The organism is Oryzisolibacter sp. LB2S (assembly GCF_040732315.1).
Classification (GTDB): Bacteria; Pseudomonadota; Gammaproteobacteria; order Burkholderiales; family Burkholderiaceae_C; genus Alicycliphilus; species Alicycliphilus soli.
In genome coordinates, this window is record NZ_CP160388.1 from 2,727,192 (window position 1) to 2,744,285 (window position 17,094).

Annotated in this window: 17 protein-coding genes; 10 read left to right on the plus strand and 7 right to left on the minus strand. The window is 67.8% G+C overall.

Translation table 11 applies throughout. The annotated features are described in order from the left end of the window. From ABUE11_RS12915 to ABUE11_RS12930, 4 genes are all read left to right on the plus strand, one after another. Positions 1-480 (plus strand): hypothetical protein, encoded by a 480-nt coding sequence (locus ABUE11_RS12915; RefSeq protein WP_367065650.1) that lies wholly within the window; start codon positions 1-3, stop codon positions 478-480. A 6-nt stretch (positions 481-486) separates the two neighbouring features. Further along, positions 487-861 (plus strand): hypothetical protein, encoded by a 375-nt coding sequence (locus tag ABUE11_RS12920; protein WP_367065651.1) that lies wholly within the window; start codon positions 487-489, stop codon positions 859-861. A gap of 119 nt (positions 862-980) precedes the next feature. Beyond that, positions 981-1,352 carry an MliC family protein gene (locus ABUE11_RS12925; RefSeq protein WP_367065652.1) on the plus strand — a complete coding sequence of 124 codons (372 nt, stop codon included), beginning with the start codon at positions 981-983 and terminating at the stop codon, positions 1,350-1,352. A 159-nt stretch (positions 1,353-1,511) separates the two neighbouring features. Next, positions 1,512-2,315 carry a glucose 1-dehydrogenase gene (locus ABUE11_RS12930; RefSeq protein ID WP_367065653.1) on the plus strand — a complete coding sequence of 268 codons (804 nt, stop codon included), beginning with the start codon at positions 1,512-1,514 and terminating at the stop codon, positions 2,313-2,315. Between the two features lie 191 nt (positions 2,316-2,506). Here the strand turns inward: ABUE11_RS12930 and ABUE11_RS12935 are convergent, their stop codons facing one another. Beyond that, positions 2,507-3,427: an EamA family transporter gene (locus ABUE11_RS12935; RefSeq protein WP_367065654.1), complete on the minus strand. Its 921-nt coding sequence runs from the start codon at positions 3,425-3,427 to the stop codon at positions 2,507-2,509. A gap of 39 nt (positions 3,428-3,466) precedes the next feature. Further along, positions 3,467-4,912, minus strand: coding sequence for a metalloprotease PmbA (pmbA, locus tag ABUE11_RS12940; protein ID WP_367065656.1), 1,446 nt, complete (start codon positions 4,910-4,912; stop codon positions 3,467-3,469). Between the two features lie 78 nt (positions 4,913-4,990). On the opposite strand from pmbA, the gene yjgA reads away from it, so the two are divergent. From yjgA to ABUE11_RS12955, 3 genes are all read left to right on the plus strand, one after another. After that, positions 4,991-5,674 (plus strand): ribosome biogenesis factor YjgA, encoded by a 684-nt coding sequence (yjgA, locus tag ABUE11_RS12945; RefSeq protein ID WP_367065658.1) that lies wholly within the window; start codon positions 4,991-4,993, stop codon positions 5,672-5,674. Next, positions 5,655-6,248 (plus strand): molybdopterin adenylyltransferase, encoded by a 594-nt coding sequence (gene mog / locus ABUE11_RS12950; protein ID WP_367065659.1) that lies wholly within the window; start codon positions 5,655-5,657, stop codon positions 6,246-6,248. The genes yjgA and mog overlap by 20 nt, the downstream gene beginning before the upstream one ends. Before the next feature lie 110 nt (positions 6,249-6,358). Next, positions 6,359-7,456 carry an NAD(P)-dependent alcohol dehydrogenase gene (locus ABUE11_RS12955; protein WP_367065661.1) on the plus strand — a complete coding sequence of 366 codons (1,098 nt, stop codon included), beginning with the start codon at positions 6,359-6,361 and terminating at the stop codon, positions 7,454-7,456. A gap of 164 nt (positions 7,457-7,620) precedes the next feature. Here ABUE11_RS12955 and ABUE11_RS12960 read toward each other — a convergent pair whose 3' ends face one another. From ABUE11_RS12960 to ABUE11_RS12970, 3 genes are read right to left on the minus strand one after another with little or no spacing between them, the layout of a single operon-like run. Continuing rightward, positions 7,621-8,283, minus strand: coding sequence for a nitroreductase (locus ABUE11_RS12960; RefSeq protein WP_367065662.1), 663 nt, complete (start codon positions 8,281-8,283; stop codon positions 7,621-7,623). A 56-nt stretch (positions 8,284-8,339) separates the two neighbouring features. After that, the gene (gene cysE, locus ABUE11_RS12965; RefSeq protein WP_367065663.1) at positions 8,340-9,131 is read right to left on the minus strand and encodes a serine O-acetyltransferase; all 792 of its coding nucleotides are present in this window, start codon (positions 9,129-9,131) and stop codon (positions 8,340-8,342) included. A gap of 36 nt (positions 9,132-9,167) precedes the next feature. After that, positions 9,168-9,950, minus strand: coding sequence for an RNA methyltransferase (locus ABUE11_RS12970; protein ID WP_367065664.1), 783 nt, complete (start codon positions 9,948-9,950; stop codon positions 9,168-9,170). Between the two features lie 156 nt (positions 9,951-10,106). Here ABUE11_RS12970 and ABUE11_RS12975 point away from each other — a divergent pair, with 156 nt between their 5' ends. The 3 genes from ABUE11_RS12975 (at position 10,107) to ABUE11_RS12985 (ending at position 13,778) form a co-directional block, all read left to right on the plus strand. Further along, complete coding sequence (locus ABUE11_RS12975) at positions 10,107-11,081, plus strand: inositol monophosphatase family protein (RefSeq protein ID WP_367065665.1); 975 nt, start codon at positions 10,107-10,109, stop codon at positions 11,079-11,081. Between the two features lie 223 nt (positions 11,082-11,304). After that, the gene (locus tag ABUE11_RS12980; RefSeq protein WP_367065667.1) at positions 11,305-11,901 is read left to right on the plus strand and encodes a TRAP transporter small permease subunit; all 597 of its coding nucleotides are present in this window, start codon (positions 11,305-11,307) and stop codon (positions 11,899-11,901) included. 23 nt (positions 11,902-11,924) lie between these two features. Further along, the gene (locus tag ABUE11_RS12985) at positions 11,925-13,778 is read left to right on the plus strand and encodes a TRAP transporter large permease subunit (protein WP_367065669.1); all 1,854 of its coding nucleotides are present in this window, start codon (positions 11,925-11,927) and stop codon (positions 13,776-13,778) included. A 104-nt stretch (positions 13,779-13,882) separates the two neighbouring features. Here the strand turns inward: ABUE11_RS12985 and dctP are convergent, their stop codons facing one another. Both dctP and dxs read right to left on the minus strand, forming a co-directional pair. Continuing rightward, on the minus strand, positions 13,883-14,965 hold the full coding sequence (dctP, locus tag ABUE11_RS12990) for a TRAP transporter substrate-binding protein DctP (protein ID WP_367065670.1): 1,083 nt from the start codon (positions 14,963-14,965) through the stop codon (positions 13,883-13,885). Positions 14,966-15,160: 195 nt separating this feature from the next. Next, a complete protein-coding gene (gene dxs / locus ABUE11_RS12995; RefSeq protein WP_367065672.1) occupies positions 15,161-17,053 on the minus strand; it encodes a 1-deoxy-D-xylulose-5-phosphate synthase in 1,893 nt (630 codons plus the stop codon). Positions 17,054-17,094 lie beyond the last annotated feature (41 nt).

The window sequence follows — 17,094 nt, forward strand, 5'->3', positions numbered from 1 at the left end:
ATGCCATGCCACGAGTTCACGCTGTTTGCCGACTACCACCAGTTCCACCTGCGGGACGAGGCCGCACAGGGCGACCTCGCCACGGCCTGGACCGACGAGGCCTCCGACCGCATGCTTGCCGTGGCGCCCGGCGTGGTGGGCGTGGGCACGGCCCGCAACATGGACGTGCGCGTGACGGTGGAGGTGCTGGACAGCGCCCCCCTGCCCGACCTCGCGGGCTTTGACCAGGTGGTGGACTGCTCGCTCGCTGCCGACTCGGGCCACATCGTGGTCGCGGGCTGCACCGACTATCTGCCTGATGCGCCGCGCATCGCGGTAGCGCCCGGCACCTATCGCGTTCGCGTCGGCTATGCGGGGCTGGACTCGCTGTCTTGCGACGGGCTGGAGGGCGACGACAGCTACCATGTGCAGCTTTGGCCGGCAACGGCATCGGGCGTCGTGGTGCTCAAGCGCCGCCCGGCGCCGCCCCGGCAGGAGTGACGTGCCATGGAATGCTTCACCCATCCCGGCGCCTGTTCGGTCGGCGTCTGCAAGACCTGCGGCAGGGCCGTGTGCCGCGACTGCGCGGTGGATGCAGGGTTCGCCATCGCCTGCTCCCCCGCATGCGCGAGGGAAGCCGCCGATGTGCACGAGATGAACCAGCGCGGCAAGAAAATCTATGGCATCGGCGTGGCCCGCAGAAGATTTCCTGCGGGCGCGGCGGCTTGGCTGCTGTTTGGTACCCTGTTCAGCGCCTTTGGCGCCTATGTCTGGCTGCGCACGGGCAAGCCCGAGTGGTTTCTGCTGCTGTTTGGCCTTGCATCCTTCCTGATCGCCGGCTTTGCCTACCGCCGGGCCAGGGATGTGGGGATCGACTGCTGATGCCCCACCCGACCGCCCTGGGCACAGCCACAGAACCACCGCCAGGCCCATGCCGCCAAGCCCATTTCATTCACCACGCCGCCATCAGTGATGGTGGCCCCATTCAAGGCAATCGAAGCATGCGACTGACCGCACTTTCCACCCTCCTGGCCCCGGCGATGCTGCTGGCGGCCTGCGCCTCATCGACCCCGGGCACGGGGGCTCAGCAACCACCCGTGGCCGCAGCCACCGCGCCCACGGCGTACTCCTTCCGGTGCGACAGCGGGCAAGCCATTGACGTGACCTATCCCGACACCGACCGGGCGGTCGTGCGCTACCGCGGCACGACATACGCGATGCGGATCGCGGTGTCGGGCAGCGGTTCGCGCTACGTGGGGGGTGGCCTGGAATGGTGGACCAAGGGCGCCGGCGCGGGCGCGCAGGGAACGCTGTTGCGCCACAACGCGGATGGCACATCGGGCGATTCTCTGGAGCTGTGCACGGGCCTGTGACGGGCGGCGCCCTGCGCTGGCGCTGCCGGTGAGTGTTTTGAGTCTTTTTGGCACATAACCCTTGCGCAGCAAGCGCGAGCAGCTATTGTTTTTATTGATTCGGCAGCCGTAGGACCCTGGACATGCAAACGGTCTGCAATGTGCGCAAGGAGGTATTGCATGCGCCTGAGAGACAAGGTGACCCTCATCACAGGCGCCGCCCGAGGGATTGGCGAGGCCATCGCCCGGGCCTTTGTGGCGGAGGGTGCGTGCGTGTACGTCTCGGACATCGACCGCGACAACGGCCAGCGCGTCGCCGATGTACTGGGCCACAACGCATCGTTCATCGAACTGGACGTGCGCAGCGAACAGGCCTGGCATGAGGCGACAACGCTGGTCATGCAGCGGCACGGCAGGCTCGATGTGCTCGTGAACAACGCGGGTATCACGGGGTTTGAGGACGACATGGGCCCGCAGGATCCGGAAAACGCGTCGCTGCAGGCCTGGCGCGCGGTTCATCAGACGAATCTCGATGGAGTGTTTCTGGGCTGCAAGTACGCGATTCGCGCCATGCGCGCCACGGCGACCGGCTCCATCATCAATATCTCGTCGCGCTCGGGCATCGTGGGCATCCCCACGGCCGCGGCCTATGCGTCCAGCAAGGCCGCAGTTCGCAATCACACCAAGAGCGTCGCCCTCTACTGCGCGCAGCAGGGGCTGCAAGTGCGCTGCAACTCGATTCATCCGGCGGCCATTCTCACGCCGATGTGGGAAGGCATGTTGGGCACCGGAGCGCAGCGCGAATCGAACATGGCCCTGTTCGTGCAGGACACCCCCATGCGACGCTTCGGCAAGCCCGAGGAGGTGGCAGCGGTGGCGGTCATGCTGGCCTCGGATGAGTCCAGCTACATGACCGGCGCGGAGCTCCATGTCGATGGTGGCATTCTGGCCGGCGCTGCGGCCACTCCCTCTGCCTCCGGCTAGGAGGCTGTCGGGCTTGGAGCGCCGAAAGCGCTCTCGAAGAGCGGCGAAGCCAAAAATGGGCCGCTGCGGTCAATTTGCAGCCGGCGATTTCCAAATCCGACAGCCTCCCAGCGCAACCAACCATGGCCGCCCCCTCATCGCCCTCATCGCCCTCATCGCCCTCATCGCCCTCATCGCCCTCATCGCCCCCATCACCCCACCGCCGCGCCCCTGCCCCGCTGCGACCACAGGCCGCCGAACTGGTTCACCACCATGCCCGTGAGCACGCCCAGCGTGCCCAGCCACTGCCACGCGGTGGGCCGCTCGCCCAGCAGCAGCATGGCTGACAGCAGACCGACCACCGGCACCAGCAGCGACAGCGGCGCCACGGTGCTCGCGGCGTAGCGCTGCAGCAGGCGCGTCCACAGACCGTAGCCCAGCAACGTGGAGAGCAGCGCCAGATAGGCCACCACGGCCAGCTCGCGCCAGCCCAGTTGACGCAGCTGCGTGCCGACCGCCTCCGTGCCCTCGACGGCGCAGGCCAGCACCAGCAGGGGCACGATGGGAAACAGGCTGCTCCAGACGACGAAGGGCACGGGTTCATAGGGCCCCTGGCGCGCGGCCAGGCGCGTGAGCAGGTTGGAGCCGGCCCACATGGCCGCGGCGCCCACGGTCAGCACGAAGCCGACCAGCGTCATGCCCGAGGCCCCGTCGCCGTGCGCGGCGCCGATGAGCACCAGCCCGCCAATGGCGATGCACAGGCCCAGCCATTGCCAGCGCCGGGGCGTCTCGCCCATCAGGGCCGCGGCCATCAGCATGGTGATGAAGGCCTGCGTCTGCAGCACCACCGAGGAGATGCCGGCCGGCATGCCCAGGTGCATGCCCGTGAACAGCAGGCCGAACTGCCCCACGCCCTGCACCAGGCCGTAGGCCGCCAGAATGCCCCAGGACAGCTGCCGCGGCCGGGGCACGAAGAGCACAAAGGGCAGGGACGCGGCCAGAAAGCGCAGCGCACACAGGAGCAGCGGCGACACGGTGGCCAGCCCCCACTTCATGACCACGAAGTTCAGCCCCCAGACGGCGACCACCACCAGGGCCTTGGCCCAGTCGGCGCGCGTCAGTGCCATGCTCATGGATCGTCTCGATCTGGCTCAGGTGCCGCTCGGGGGCCGTCAGCTGCCGGCGACCTTCATGCGCTCGACGAGGATGGAGCCCACGGTCTTGGCGCCATGGGTGTAGGCGTCCGCCCCCATGGCCACGATGCCGCGCAGCATGTCCCTGAGGTTGCCGGCGATCGTGATCTCGTGCACCGGGTGGGCGATCTGGCCGTTTTCCACCCAGAAGCCGCTGGCGCCGCGCGAGTAGTCGCCGGTCACATAGTTCACGCCCTGGCCCATGAGCTCGATGACGAACAGGCCCGTGCCGAGTTTCTTGAGCATGGCGTCCAGATCGTCGCCGGGCTGTGTCAGGCGCGAGGACAGCACCAGGTTGTGCGAGCCACCGGCGTTGCCCGTGGTCTTCATGCCGAGCTTGCGCGCCGAGTAGCTGCTCAGGAAATAGCCCTGCACGCGCCCGGCCTCGACCACCTGGCGCCGCGCCACGCGCACGCCCTCGTCGTCATACGGCGCGCTGCCCTTGCCGCCGAGGATGAAGGGGTCTTCGATGAGGTCGATGTGGTCGGCAAACACCTGCTTGCCCAGCGAGTCGACCAGATAGCTGCTCTTGCGGTAGAGCGCGCCGCCACTGATGGCCTGCACGAAGCCGCCCAGCAGGCCGGCGGCCAGCGGCGACTCGAACAGCACCGGGCATTGCGTGGTGGGAATCTTGCGCGCGCCCAGGCGGCTCAGGGCGCGCTGGGCGGCGTAGCGGCCCACGGCCTCGGGCGTGGCCAGGTCCTGCGCGCTGCGCATGGAGCTGTACCAGGCGTCGCGCTGCATCTCGCCATTGCGTCCGGGCAGGGAGGCAATGGGCGCCACCGAGATGCTGTGACGCGAGCTCGCGTAGCCGCCGCGAAAGCCGCGCGTGTGTGCGCTGAAGAAATGGCTCTGCTGCGCCGACACGCCCGCGCCCTCGCTGTTGGTGATGCGCCTGTGGGTCTTGAAGGCCGCGGACTCGCAGGCCAGCGCCAGCCGCGCAGCCTCCTCGCTGGTGACGGACCAGGGGTGAAACAGCTGCAGGTCTCGGTGGCTGTCCGCGGGGGCGATGTCGGCCTCGTCGGGAAGGCCGGCCACGGGATCCTCGGCGGTGAAGCGGGCAATGTCGAACGCGGCCTGCACGGTGCGCTCGACGGCGGCGGCCGAGAAGTCCGAGGTGCTGGCGTTGCCGCGACGGTGGCCGAGGTACACGGTCACGCCCAGGGACTTGTCACGGTTGCGCTCCACGGTCTCGAGCTCGCCCTTGCGCACGTTGACCGACAGACCGCAGCCCTCGGAGGCATCGGCGCCGGCGTCGCTCGCGCCGAGTTTTTTGGCATGGGCCAGGGCATGGTCGACCAGGCCCTCGAAGAATTCGCGGGTGTAGCTGAAGCCGCTGTCGGGCTGGGACGGCGACTGGGAAGAGGTGCGGGACGAGGTCTGCGCCGATGCGCTGCGCAGGGCGCGGGAGCTGGGTTTGTTCATAGCGGCGGCTATGATACTTGCCGCCTCAATCGCCGCAGGGCAAAGGCCGCTGCGGCACTGTTCCTGCCCTGCCCCACCATGTCACGCAAACCCCAAAAAGGCTATTTTGTGAAAGGCCACTTCGTTGCCGAGGGCAGCGAGCTGGACCTGCAACTCAAGGCCGAACTCAAGGGCACCACCGGTGCCACCAAGACCGACCTCAAGCGCGAGATGGAGTCGCTGCAGGCGCTCGGCGGCGAGCTGCTCACGCTGCGCGCCGACCTGTTTGCACGCCTTCAGCTCCCCGAGAAGCTGCAGGAGGCGCTGGCCGACGCGCGGCGCATCACCAACTTCGAGGGCAAGCGCCGGCAGATGCAGTTCATCGGCAAGCTCATGCGCAAGCTCGACGACGACCAGGTCGCGGCCATCCAGTCGGCGCTGGACGAGCAAAGGAGCGGCTCGGCCGCCGAGAAGCTGGCCCTGCACCAGGCCGAGCATTGGCGCGACCGTCTGATCGCCGACGACGCCGCGCTGCAACCCTGGCTGCAGCAATACCCGGGCACGGACACGCAGCAGCTGCGCGCGCTGATCCGCCAGGCGCGCAAGGACGCCCCGCCCGCCGACAGGGCCGCCGTCTCCCAGGGCCTGGCGCCGCGCAAGGGCCGCGCCTACCGCGAGCTGTTCCAGCTGGTGCGTGCGCAAATGAGCGCCGCCCTGGCCGACAATGACACCCCAGCCCATACCGATGACGAGGAGGACGGCCATGCCCCACAGCAACCATGAGTACGCGCCGGTCAGGATCGGCATAGTCTCCATCAGCGACCGCGCCAGCAGCGGCAGCTACGAGGACAAGGGCCTGCCCGCGCTGCACGACTGGCTCAAGCGCGCGCTGCACAACCCCATCGCCTTCGAGCCGCGCCTGATCCCCGACGAGAAGGAGCGCATCAGCGCCACGCTCATCGAACTGGTCGATGCCGGCTGCTCCCTGGTGCTGACCACCGGCGGCACCGGCCCCGCGCCGCGCGACGTCACGCCCGAGGCCACGCTGGCCGTGGCCGACAGGGAGATGCCGGGCTTTGGCGAGCAGATGCGCCAGATCTCGCTGGCCTTCGTGCCAACGGCCATCCTGTCACGCCAGGTGGCGGTGATCCGCGGCAACAGCCTGATCATCAACCTGCCGGGCCAGCCCAAGGCCATCGCCGAGACGCTGGAGGGCCTGAAGAACACCGACGGCACGCAGCGCGTCGCGGGCATCTTCGCGGCCGTGCCCTATTGCATCGACCTCATCGGCGGGCCGTACCTGGAGACGCGCTCCGAGGTCTGCAAGGCCTTCCGGCCCAAGTCGGCCGCGCGCTGACGCCGCCTTTGCAGTGCCGGCCCGGGCAATTCCCGAGCGGCCTGCTGCGGTGTCTGCCCAGCGCGGCCGTCGCGGCGTATGGTGGATCTTTCACGCGAAAGGAGCCCACCATGACCGCCATGATGAAAGCCGCCATCTTCGTCGAGAAAGGCCGCATCGAGCTGGCCGACAAGCCCATCCCCGAGGTGGGCCCCAACGATGCGTTGATCCGCATCACAACCACCACCATCTGCGGCACGGACGTGCACATCCTCAAGGGCGAATACCCGGTCGCCCAGGGGCTGACCGTGGGCCATGAGCCCGTGGGCGTCATCGAAAAGCTCGGCAGCGCCGTGCAGGGCTACCAGGAGGGCCAGCGCGTGATCGCCGGCGCCATCTGTCCCAACTTCAACAGCTACGCCGCACAGGACGGCTTCCCCAGCCAGGACGGCAGCTACCTCGTGCCGCGCGGCCTGTGCGGCTGCCACGGCTACAAGGCCACGGCGGGCTGGCGCTTTGGCAACCTGATCGACGGCACCCAGGCCGAATATGTGCTGGTGCCCGACGCCCAGGCGAACCTGGCCCCCATCCCCGACGGCCTGAGCGACGAGCAGGTGCTGATGTGCCCGGACATCATGTCCACGGGCTTCAAGGGCGCGGAGAACGCCAACATCCGGCTCGGCGACACCGTGGTGGTGTTCGCCCAGGGCCCCATCGGCCTGTGCGCCGCGGCCGGCGCGCGCCTGCTTGGGGCCACGACGGTGATTGCCGTGGACGGCAACGACCACCGTCTGGGCATATCGAGAAAGCTCGGCGCCGACGTGACGCTGAACTTCCGCGAAGTGGACGTGGTGGAGGAGGTGATGAGGCTCACGGGCGGCAAGGGCGCCGACAGCTCCATCGAGGCCCTGGGCACACAGGCCACCTTCGCGCAGGCCATGCAGGTGCTCAAGCCCGGCGGCACGCTGTCGAGCCTGGGCGTGTACTCCGAAGACCTGTCGATCCCGCTGGCGCAGTTTGCCGCGGGACTGGGCGACCACACCATACGCAGCGCGCTGTGCCCGGGCGGCAAGGAGCGCATGCGCCGCCTCATGAACGTGATTGCCGCCAACCGACTGGATCTGGGCCTGCTGGTCACGCACCAGCGCAGGCTCGACGACATCGTCGAGGCCTACGACCTGTTTGCCCACCAGCGCGACGGGGTGCTGAAGATCGCCATCCACCCGTAGCGCGGAGCATTCCGCCCCGTCATTCCCGCGCAAGCGGGAATCCACCCCGTGCCGCCAAGGCTGGCCCTGGGCAGCCATTCACAGCGGTGGAGCCCCGCCTGCGCGGGGATGGCGGCGCTGTGCTGGGCCGTGCGGGCCTGCGCCCCACCCCACCGCCCTCGGCATCAGGAGAACCCGCGCAGCTCGGCCCACTCCTCCCAGGGCGCGCGCGTGGAGCGCATGGTGTTGATGGGCGCGGCCTGGTCCTCGTAGCCCAGGGCCACGCCACAGGCCACGTGATAGGGCTCGGGCAGCGCCAGCTCGCGCTGCAGCGTGCTGGCGTAGCGGCGCCAGAAGCCCTGCGCGCAGGTCGCCAGGCCGTGGTGCACGGCCAGCAGCATCAGCGACTGCAGGTAGATGCCGAGGTCTGCCCATTGCGGCAGGCCCATGCGCTCGTCGACGCAGATGAAGATGCCCACGGGCGCGCCGAAGAACCGCGCGTTCTTGGCCAGCTGCTCAAGGCGCCCGGCCTTGTCCTCGCGCGGAATGCCGATGGCGCGGTACAGGTCCTCGCCGTTCTCAAAGCGGCGCGAGCGGTAGGGCTCCCACAGGCTGGGCGGGTAGGTCTGGTTGCCACGGTCCTCGTCGGGCTGGGCACGGGACACGGCCGTCACCAGCTTGCGCAGCGGCTCGCCCGTGAGCGCCACCACGCGCCAGGGCTGCAGGTTGCCGCCCGATGCGGCCTGCGCGGCCTCCTGCAGCAGGGTCTGCACCAGCGCGGCCGGCGGTGCCTCGGGCAAGAACGCGCGCACCGAGCGGCGCTGGCGCAGGGCTTCGATCACTTCCATGGAGTCTCCCTTGTCGATTCAAGAATGGGGCAAGGCCCCGGCCGGCTGGCCCGCGGTCACTTGCCGATGATGTCGTTGAGCTTGGCCGCGGGGAACTGCTCGCGCAGGGCGGCATCGCAGGGCACGCAGCCCTCGCCCTGGGGCGTGGACTGCGAGAGCTTTTCTATGGCCTGCCACAGCAGGGCGATCTGGTGCTCCTGCGCGCCCGCGCTGTCGATCAGGCCACGCATGGCCTGGGTCAGCGGGTCGTCCTGCATGCCGGTCACGCCATAGGCGCTGAATTTTGCTTCCTCGGGCCTGTGCGGCTCTGTCACATCGGCGCTATGTCCCTCCTTGGAGGGGATGATGCGTGCCGGTATGCCCACGGCCGTGGCGCCCGCGGGCACGGGCTTGATGACCACGGCGTTGCTGCCGATCTTCGCGCCGTCGCCCACCTCGAAGCCGCCCAGCACCTTGGCGCCCGCGGCAACCACGACGTTCTCGCCCAGCGTGGGGTGGCGCTTGGCGCCCTTGTAGAGCGAGGTGCCGCCCAGCGTCACGCCGTGGTAGATGGTGCAGCCGTCGCCCACGACGGCCGTCTCGCCGATCACCACGCCCATGCCGTGGTCGATGAACACGCGTTCGCCGATGACGGCGCCCGGGTGTATCTCTATGCCCGTGAGCCAGCGCGCCACATGCGAGATGAAACGCCCGAGCCACTTGAAGCCATGCGTCCAGCACCAGTGCGCGGGCAGATGCAGCCAGATGGCGTGCAGGCCCGGGTAACAGGTGATGACCTCGAAGCGCGAGCGGGCGGCCGGGTCGCGGTCAAGAATGCACTGGATGTCGGATCGCAGGCGGGAGAGCATCAGGGGCAATGGGGTTGGGGCGAACGGGTCTGCAGTCTAGCGGTTTGGCCCCGCGGCCTGCAGCATGGACTTGGCGACACCGCGCAGGATGTGGATTTCCTCCTGCGTGAGCTGCGCGCGGTTGAACAGCTGGTTGAGCCGCGGCATGAGCTTCTTGGGCGCCGCCGGATCGAGAAAGCCGATGGCCGTGAGGGCCTGCTCCCAATGCGCGAGCATGCCGGCGAGCTGCGCGCCATCGGCGCGCTGGCCCTGGGGCGCCACGTCCTGCACGACAAAGCCGCCCAGCGCCTGGCGCCATTCATAGGCGATGAGCTGCACGGCCGCACCCAGGTTGAGCGAGCCAAAGCACGGATTGGTCGGAATCGAGAGCGCCACATGGCAGCGGTAGACATCCTCGTTGGCCATGCCGAAGCGCTCGGAGCCGAACAGAAAGGCCACGCCCGATTCGGGACCTGAACTTACAGCCAAATCGGTCTCCAGCCCACTACCACATGGCGCGAACAGCTCCTCTTTCAATAGCATCTCGAAATGCGCACGCGGCGCGCGCGTGGGCGGGCCGAAGTCGCGCGGCGTCATGGCCGTGGCGCACAGATGGCTCATGCCATCGAGCGCCTCGTCCAGCGTGGCGACGATGCGCGCGTTCTGCAGCACGTCCAGCGCACCGCTGGCGCGCTGGATGGTTTCCTCCCTGCGCAGCACATTGGGCCAGCGCGGGGCGACGAGTACCAGGTCGTCAAAGCCCATGGTCTTCATGGCGCGCGCGGCGGCGCCCACGTTGCCGGCATGGCTGGTCTGAATGAGGATGAAGCGGGTTTTCATGGCGGAGTTGACGGCTTGGCCCGCAGGCCGCGGGCAAGCCCGCCATTGTCGCCGCAAGCACGCCCCGGCATGACGCAAGTAAAATGCCGCCTTTGCGCCCGCATCGCCGGCCGCGCGCCTTCCGGCCCCAGGGTCGCCCGCTCCTCCTCACAAAATATGTCGTCCAATCTGCACCCCATGCTCAACGTGGCCATCAAGGCCGCTCGCGCCGCAGGCGCCATCATCAACCGCGCGGCCCTCGATGTGGAGGCCGTGCGCATCTCGCAAAAGCAGATCAACGACTTTGTGACCGAGGTCGACCACGCGGCCGAGCAGGCCATCATCGACACCCTGCTCACGGCCTACCCGGGCCATGGCATCCTGGCCGAGGAATCGGGCTCCACGCGCGGCTCCCAGCATTCGGACTATGTCTGGATCATCGACCCGCTGGACGGCACGACCAACTTCATCCACGGCTTTCCCGTCTACTGCGTGAGCATTGCGCTGTCCTGCAAGGGCAAGATCGAGCATGCCGTGGTCTACGACCCCACGCGCAACGACCTGTTCACGGCCACGCGCGGGCGCGGCGCCTTCCTCAACGAGCGGCGCATCCGCGTCTCCAAGCGCACGCGCCTCGGGGACTGCCTGATCTCCACGGGCTTTCCCTTCCGCCCGGGCGACAACTTCAAGCAGTACATGGCCATGATGGCCGAGCTCATGCCGCGCACGGCGGGCCTGCGCCGCCCCGGCGCCGCGGCGCTTGACCTCGCCTATGTGGCCGCTGGCTTTTGCGACGGCTTCTTCGAGGCCGGCCTGTCGATCTGGGACGTGGCCGCGGGCAGCCTGCTGGTGACCGAGGCCGGCGGCCTGGTGGGCAACTTCACGGGCGAGGCGGACTTCCTCGAGCAGCGCGAATGCCTGGCCGGCACGCCGCGCATCTACGGCCAGCTCGTCGGCCTGCTGGGCAAGTACAGCAAGTTCGCCCCGGCCGGCGACAAGGCCGCCGTGCGCCAGGCCCTGGCCAACGGAGCCGACGGCGCGGCCGGCGCGGATGACGGCGAGGCCGCCGAGCCCCGCCTGGACGAGGACGCCACCGCACACCCGGACAGCGCGGCCGAGAACGCGCAGACGCGCCCAGACGCGACTCCATAGGCCCCAAAAACCATAGCTGCCGGCGCGCCTGGCGCCATGGCGCAGGCGCGACTGCAGCGCCAGCGGCAAGTCCGTAGAATGCGGCCCCTGTAAAAACGTGTATACGGCGCCTGCCTTGTCCTGCTCCCATGACACCAGCGCCCACGTTTTGCAGCCGGGGCAGGCCCATGCCCACACCGCATGCACCCCGCCCCGCGCGCCCCATCCACACACTGGAGACACCATGCAGGCCTTACTCGCCCTCTCGCGGGCCATCGACAAGCTCAATGCCTTTGTCGGCAAGTACAGCATCTGGCTGATCTTTGCCGCCACGGTCATCAGCGCGCTCAACGCCATCGTGCGCAAGGTGTTCAACTACAGCTCCAACGGCTTTCTGGAGGTGCAGTGGTATCTGTTTGCCTGGTCGTTCCTGATCGCCGCGGGCTGGACGCTGCTGCACCGCGAGCATGTGCGCATCGACGTGCTCAACAGCCGCCTGTCCAAGAAGGCACAGCTGTGGATAGAGATCCTGGGCCTGGTGTTCTTCCTCACGCCCATGTGCCTGATGGTGCTGTGGCTGAGCATTCCCATCGTCGCCGAGCGCTATGTCTCGGGCGAGATGTCGCCCAACCCCGGCGGCCTGATCCGCTGGCCGGTCTGGGTGGCCCTGCCCGCAGGCGTGGCGCTGCTGCTGCTGCAGGGCTGGTCCGAGCTGATCAAGTGCATTGCCTTCCTGCGCGGCCAGGGGCCCGATCCGACCGTGAAGCTGCAGGAAAAATCCGCTGAGCAGGAGCTCGTCGAGGCCCTGCGCCAACACCAGGGCGCCAGCCAGACCCACTGAAGCACAAGCGGAGCATTTGCACAATGGAATTTCTTGCTGCCAACTTTGCCCCGGTGATGTTCGCGGGGTTGATCGTGTTCCTGATTCTGGGCTTTCCCGTGGCCTTCAGCCTGGGCGCGGCCGGTCTGTTCTTTGCCCTGGTGGGCGTGGAGCTGGGGGTATTCACCAGCGCCATCTATTCCTGGCTGCCGCAGCGCCTCATAGGCATCATGAGCAACGAGACCCTGCTGGCCGTGCCCTTCTTCACCCTCATGGGGCTGATTCTGGAGCGCAGCGGCATGGCCGAGGACCTGCTCGAGACCGTGGGCCAGGTGTTCGGCCCGCTGCGCGGCGGTCTGGCCCTGGCCGTGGTGCTGGTGGGCGCCATGCTGGCCGCCACCACCGGCGTGGTGGCCGCATCGGTGATCTCCATGGGCCTGATCTCCATGCCCATCATGCTGCGCTATGGCTATGACCGGCGCCTGGCCTCGGGCGTGATCGCGGCCTCGGGCACGCTGGCGCAGATCATCCCGCCATCGCTGGTGCTGATCGTGCTGGCCGACCAGATGGGCAAGAGCGTGGGCGACATGTACAAGGGCGCCTTCATCCCCGGCTTTGCGCTCATGGGCCTGTACATCCTGTGGGTGTTTGCGCTCGCCATCTTCAAGCCCAGCATGGTGCCGGCACTGCCGCCCGAGGCCCGCACCTTCCGCGAGCCCAATGGCCATTCGGGCTACCGCTCGCTGGGCGTGCTGGCCCTGCTGTCCACGGCGGTGGCCGTGGTGCTGGCCAGGAACATGGAGGCCGTGCACACCTGGTGGCAGGGCACGCCCGTCGAGTTCGTGCCCACCGACGAGAAGATCGTCGTCGCCATGTGCGGCGGCACCTTCGTGGCCTGGCTGATCGCGCTCGTCAACCGCATCACGCGCATGGGGCTGCTGTCGCAACTGGCCGAGCGCGTGACCTTCGTGCTGATTCCGCCGCTGCTGCTCATCTTCCTCGTGCTGGGCACCATCTTCCTGGGCGTGGCCACGCCAACCGAGGGTGGCGCCATGGGTGCCATGGGCGCACTGATCATGGCCGCCATGCGCCGGCGCATCAACATGGACCTGCTCAAGCAGGCACTGGGCACGACCACCAAGCTGTCGTCGTTCGTGATGTTCATCCTGATCGGCGCCACCATCTTCAGCATGGTGTTCCAGGCGGCCGACGGTCCAGTGTGGGTCGAGCACCTGCTGACCCAGCTGCCCGGCGGACAGCTGGGCTTTCTGATCTTCGTCAACGTGATGATCTTCGTGTTGGCGTTCTTCCTGGACTTCTTCGAGCTGTCCTTCATCGTCGTGCCGCTGCTGGCGCCAATTGCCGACAAGATGGGCATCGACCTGATCTGGTTCGGCGTGCTGCTGGCGGTGAACATGCAGACCTCCTTCATGCACCCGCCGTTTGGCTTTGCGCTGTTCTTCCTGCGCTCGGTCGCACCCGACAAGCCCTATGTGGACCATGTGACGCACAAGACCATCGCCCCGGTGACCACGATGCAGATCTACAAGGGCGCAATTCCCTTCCTGGTGCTGCAGCTGTCCATGGTCGCCATCCTCATCGCCTTCCCCGGCCTGGTGACGGGCAACCTGGACAAGAAGGTCGACGTGGACATGAAGGCCGTGGGCGAGCAGATGTTCGAGCAGCTCAACCAGGACAGCGAGGGCGACGGTCTGGGAGAGAACCGGGAAGAAGGTTTCGGCGAGGAACCGGGCAGCGGCAGCGAGGAGCCGCCCGCCATCGAAGGCCTGGACGCACCCACCGACCCGTCCACGCCGGAGGCAGGCCAGGAGGGCCACGAGAGCAACGAGGAGGACGACCCCGTCAAGGCCCTGGAGCGCGCGGTCGGCAAGCCGTAGCCCCACGGGCCCAGGTCCATAAAAAAAAACCGCAGCCCATGACAGGCTGCGGTTTTTTTTCGTCCCCGGCAAGGCCGCCGGGGGGCGATGGTGCACAGAGACGCTCAGATCTTCAGCGTGCTCATGTCCTGGGTGAACGCCAGCTCGGAGATGCGGTTCCAGAGGACCTGGTCACGCTGGAAGGCGCGCATGTCCTCGAAGATCTTCTTGAACAGTGCGTCCTTGGCGCTGTGCTCCTTGTAGACCTCCTGCGCCGACTTGAAGCCGGCCTCGACCACGGCCTTGGGGAAGCGCTTGAGCTGCGTGCCCGAGCCCACCAGGCGCTTGAGCGAGGTGGGGTTGAGGTACATGTACTTGGAGGTGCCGTCGTTGTAGGCCACCTCGGCGGCGGCGCGGATGATGGCCTGGTTCTCGGGCGAGAGCTTGGCAAACGCCTTCTTGTTGATGAAGAACTCGAGGTCCGCGCCGCCTTCCCACCAGGCGCCGTAGTAGTAGTACTTGGCGACCTTGTTGAAGCCCAGCTTCTCGTCGTCGTAGGGGCCGACGAACTCCACGGCATCGAGCGTGCCCTTTTCCAGGGCCTGGTACACCTCGCCCACGGGCATGTTCTGCGCCACCACGCCCAGCTTGGCCATGGATTCGCCGAACACGCCGCCGCCCAGGCGCATCTTCAGGCCCTGGAAGTCGGCCGGGGTCTTGATTTCCTTGCGGTACCAGCCGCCCATCTGGGTTCCGGTGTTCAGGGCGCTCAGGCCGAAGAAGTTGTATCTGTCATAGAGCTCGTCCATGAGCTTGCGGCCGTTGCCATGGTGCTTCCAGGCCTGCGTCTGCTGGGCCGTGAGGCCAAACGGCACGGCGCAGCCGAAGACGAATGCCGGGTGCTTGCCGGTGTAGTAGTACGAGGCCGTCTCGCCCATTTCCAGCGAATCCTCGGCCAAGGCGTCGACGATGCCAAAGGCCGGCACCAACTCGCCCGCCGCATGCACGGAAACCTCGAACTTGCCGCCCGACAGCGCCTTGACGGTTTCGGAGAACTTCACGGCGCAGCCATGCAGGGTCTCCAGCGACTTCGGGAACGAGGTGGCCAGGCGCCAGCGCACCGCCGCCTGGGCGTGCACGGCGGGCGCCACACCGGCGGCCAGCACGCCGGCGATACCGGCATTCTTGATGAGGGAACGACGATCCATGAGCAATATCTCCAGTTGAATAATCACCAAACATGTCTCTGGCGTGCAGCATCGCGCCACCGGCCAGCAGAGCCGGTCAAGTGTAATTAGTTATTGCCAACGCGGCGGGCTCGTTGCCCAGGGGTTGCCCCGATATTGCAAACCATCGTCGCATGGGCGTCATGCGCGGACGCACGGTGGCGCCGCGCTGGACATTCAGGCCACGGCGCGCGGCAGTGCGGCGGGCGGCGTCTGGCCGAAGCGCTCGGCGATCGCGCGCTCCATGCCCTGGGCGTCCAGGCCCTGCAGGGCCAGCAGCTTGGCGGGGTCGCCATGCTCGATGAAGACATCGGGCAGGCCCAGCTGCAGCAGCGGGCGCTGCACGCCCGCTGCGTTCAGGGCCTCGGCCACGGCGCTGCCGGCGCCGCCCATGATGCAGCCCTCCTCCACGGTGACCAGGGCCTCGTGCTCGGCCGCGACCTGCAGCAGCAGCTCGGTATCGAGCGGCTTGGCCCAGCGCATGTTGACCACGGTGGCGTCGAGTCTCTCGGCGGCCTCGAGCGCCGGATAGAGCAGCGTGCCGAAGGCCAGGATGGCGATGCGCTTGCCCTGGCGGCGCAGCTCGCCCTTGCCAAACGGCAGGCCCTCCAGACCCTGCAGCGGCTGCACGCCCACGCCGGCCCCGCGCGGGTAGCGCACGGCCACGGGGTGGTTCTGCGCGTAGGCGGTGGACAGGAGCTGGCGGCATTCGCGCTCGTCGGCCGGGCAGGCCAGGCTCATGTTGGGGATGCAGCGGATGAAGGCGATGTCGTAGGCGCCGGCATGGGTGGCGCCGTCGGCGCCCACGAGGCCCGCGCGGTCGAGCGCGAACACCACGGGCAGGTTCTGCAGCGCCACGTCGTGGATCAGCTGGTCGTAGGCGCGCTGCAGAAAGGTGGAGTAGATCGCGACCACGGGCTTTACGCCCTCGCAGGCCATGCCCGCGGCAAAGGTCACGGCATGCTGCTCGGCAATGCCCACGTCGTAGTAGCGGCCCGGAAAGCGCCGATGGAACTCCACCATGCCCGAGCCCTCGCGCATGGCGGGCGTGATGCCCACGAGGCGCTGGTCCTGGGCCGCCATGTCGCACAGCCAGTCGCCAAACACCTGGGTGAAGGTCTGCTTCGGCGGCGTGGCGGGCTTGACCAGGCCCACGCGCGGGTCGAACTTGCCCGGGCCGTGGTAGGCCACGGGGTCCTGCTCGGCGAGCTTGTAGCCCTGGCCCTTCTTGGTGACCACATGCAGGAACTGCGGCCCCTTGAGGCCCTTGATGTTCTCCAGCGTGGGAATCAGCGAGTCGAGGTCATGCCCGTCGATGGGGCCGATGTAGTTGAAGCCGAACTTCTCGAACAGCGTGGCCGGCAGCACCATGCCCTTGGCCTGCTGCTCCAGGCGCTTGGCGAGCTCCAGGAGCGGCGGCGCGTTCTTGAGCACGCTCTTGCCCATGTCGCGCGCCTTGGCATAGAACTGCCCGCTCATGAGCTGGGCCAGGTAGCGGTTGAGCGCACCCACGGGCGGGCTGATGCTCATGTCGTTGTCGTTCAAGATGACGAGCAGGTTGCAGTCCTGCACGCCCGCGTTGTTCAGCGCCTCGAAGGCCATGCCGGCCGTCATGGCGCCGTCGCCGATCACGGCAATCGCGCGGCGCTCCTCACCGCGCTGGCGCGCCGCCAGCGCCATGCCCAGGGCCGCGGAGATGCTGGTGGACGAATGCGCCGTGCCGAAGGTGTCGTACTCGCTCTCGGCGCGCTGCGGAAAGCCAGAGATGCCGCCGAGCTGGCGCAGCGTGGCCATGCGCTCGCGCCGGCCCGTGAGGATCTTGTGCGGATAGGTCTGATGGCCCACGTCCCAGACCACGCGATCGTGCGGCGTGTCGAACACGGTGTGCAGCGCCACCGTGAGCTCCACCGTGCCCAGGTTGGACGACAGGTGGCCGCCGGTTCTGGACACGCTCTCGAGCACGAAGGCGCGCAGTTCCGTGGCCAGGCTCTTGAGCTCGGCGCGCGACAGGCGGCGCAGGTCGGCCGGGTCGTTCACTTGTTCAAGCAGCGGATAGTTCGTCGTGGACATAAGCTCTGTTTTTTCTAGCTGCCAGCGCTTGTCGGACAAGC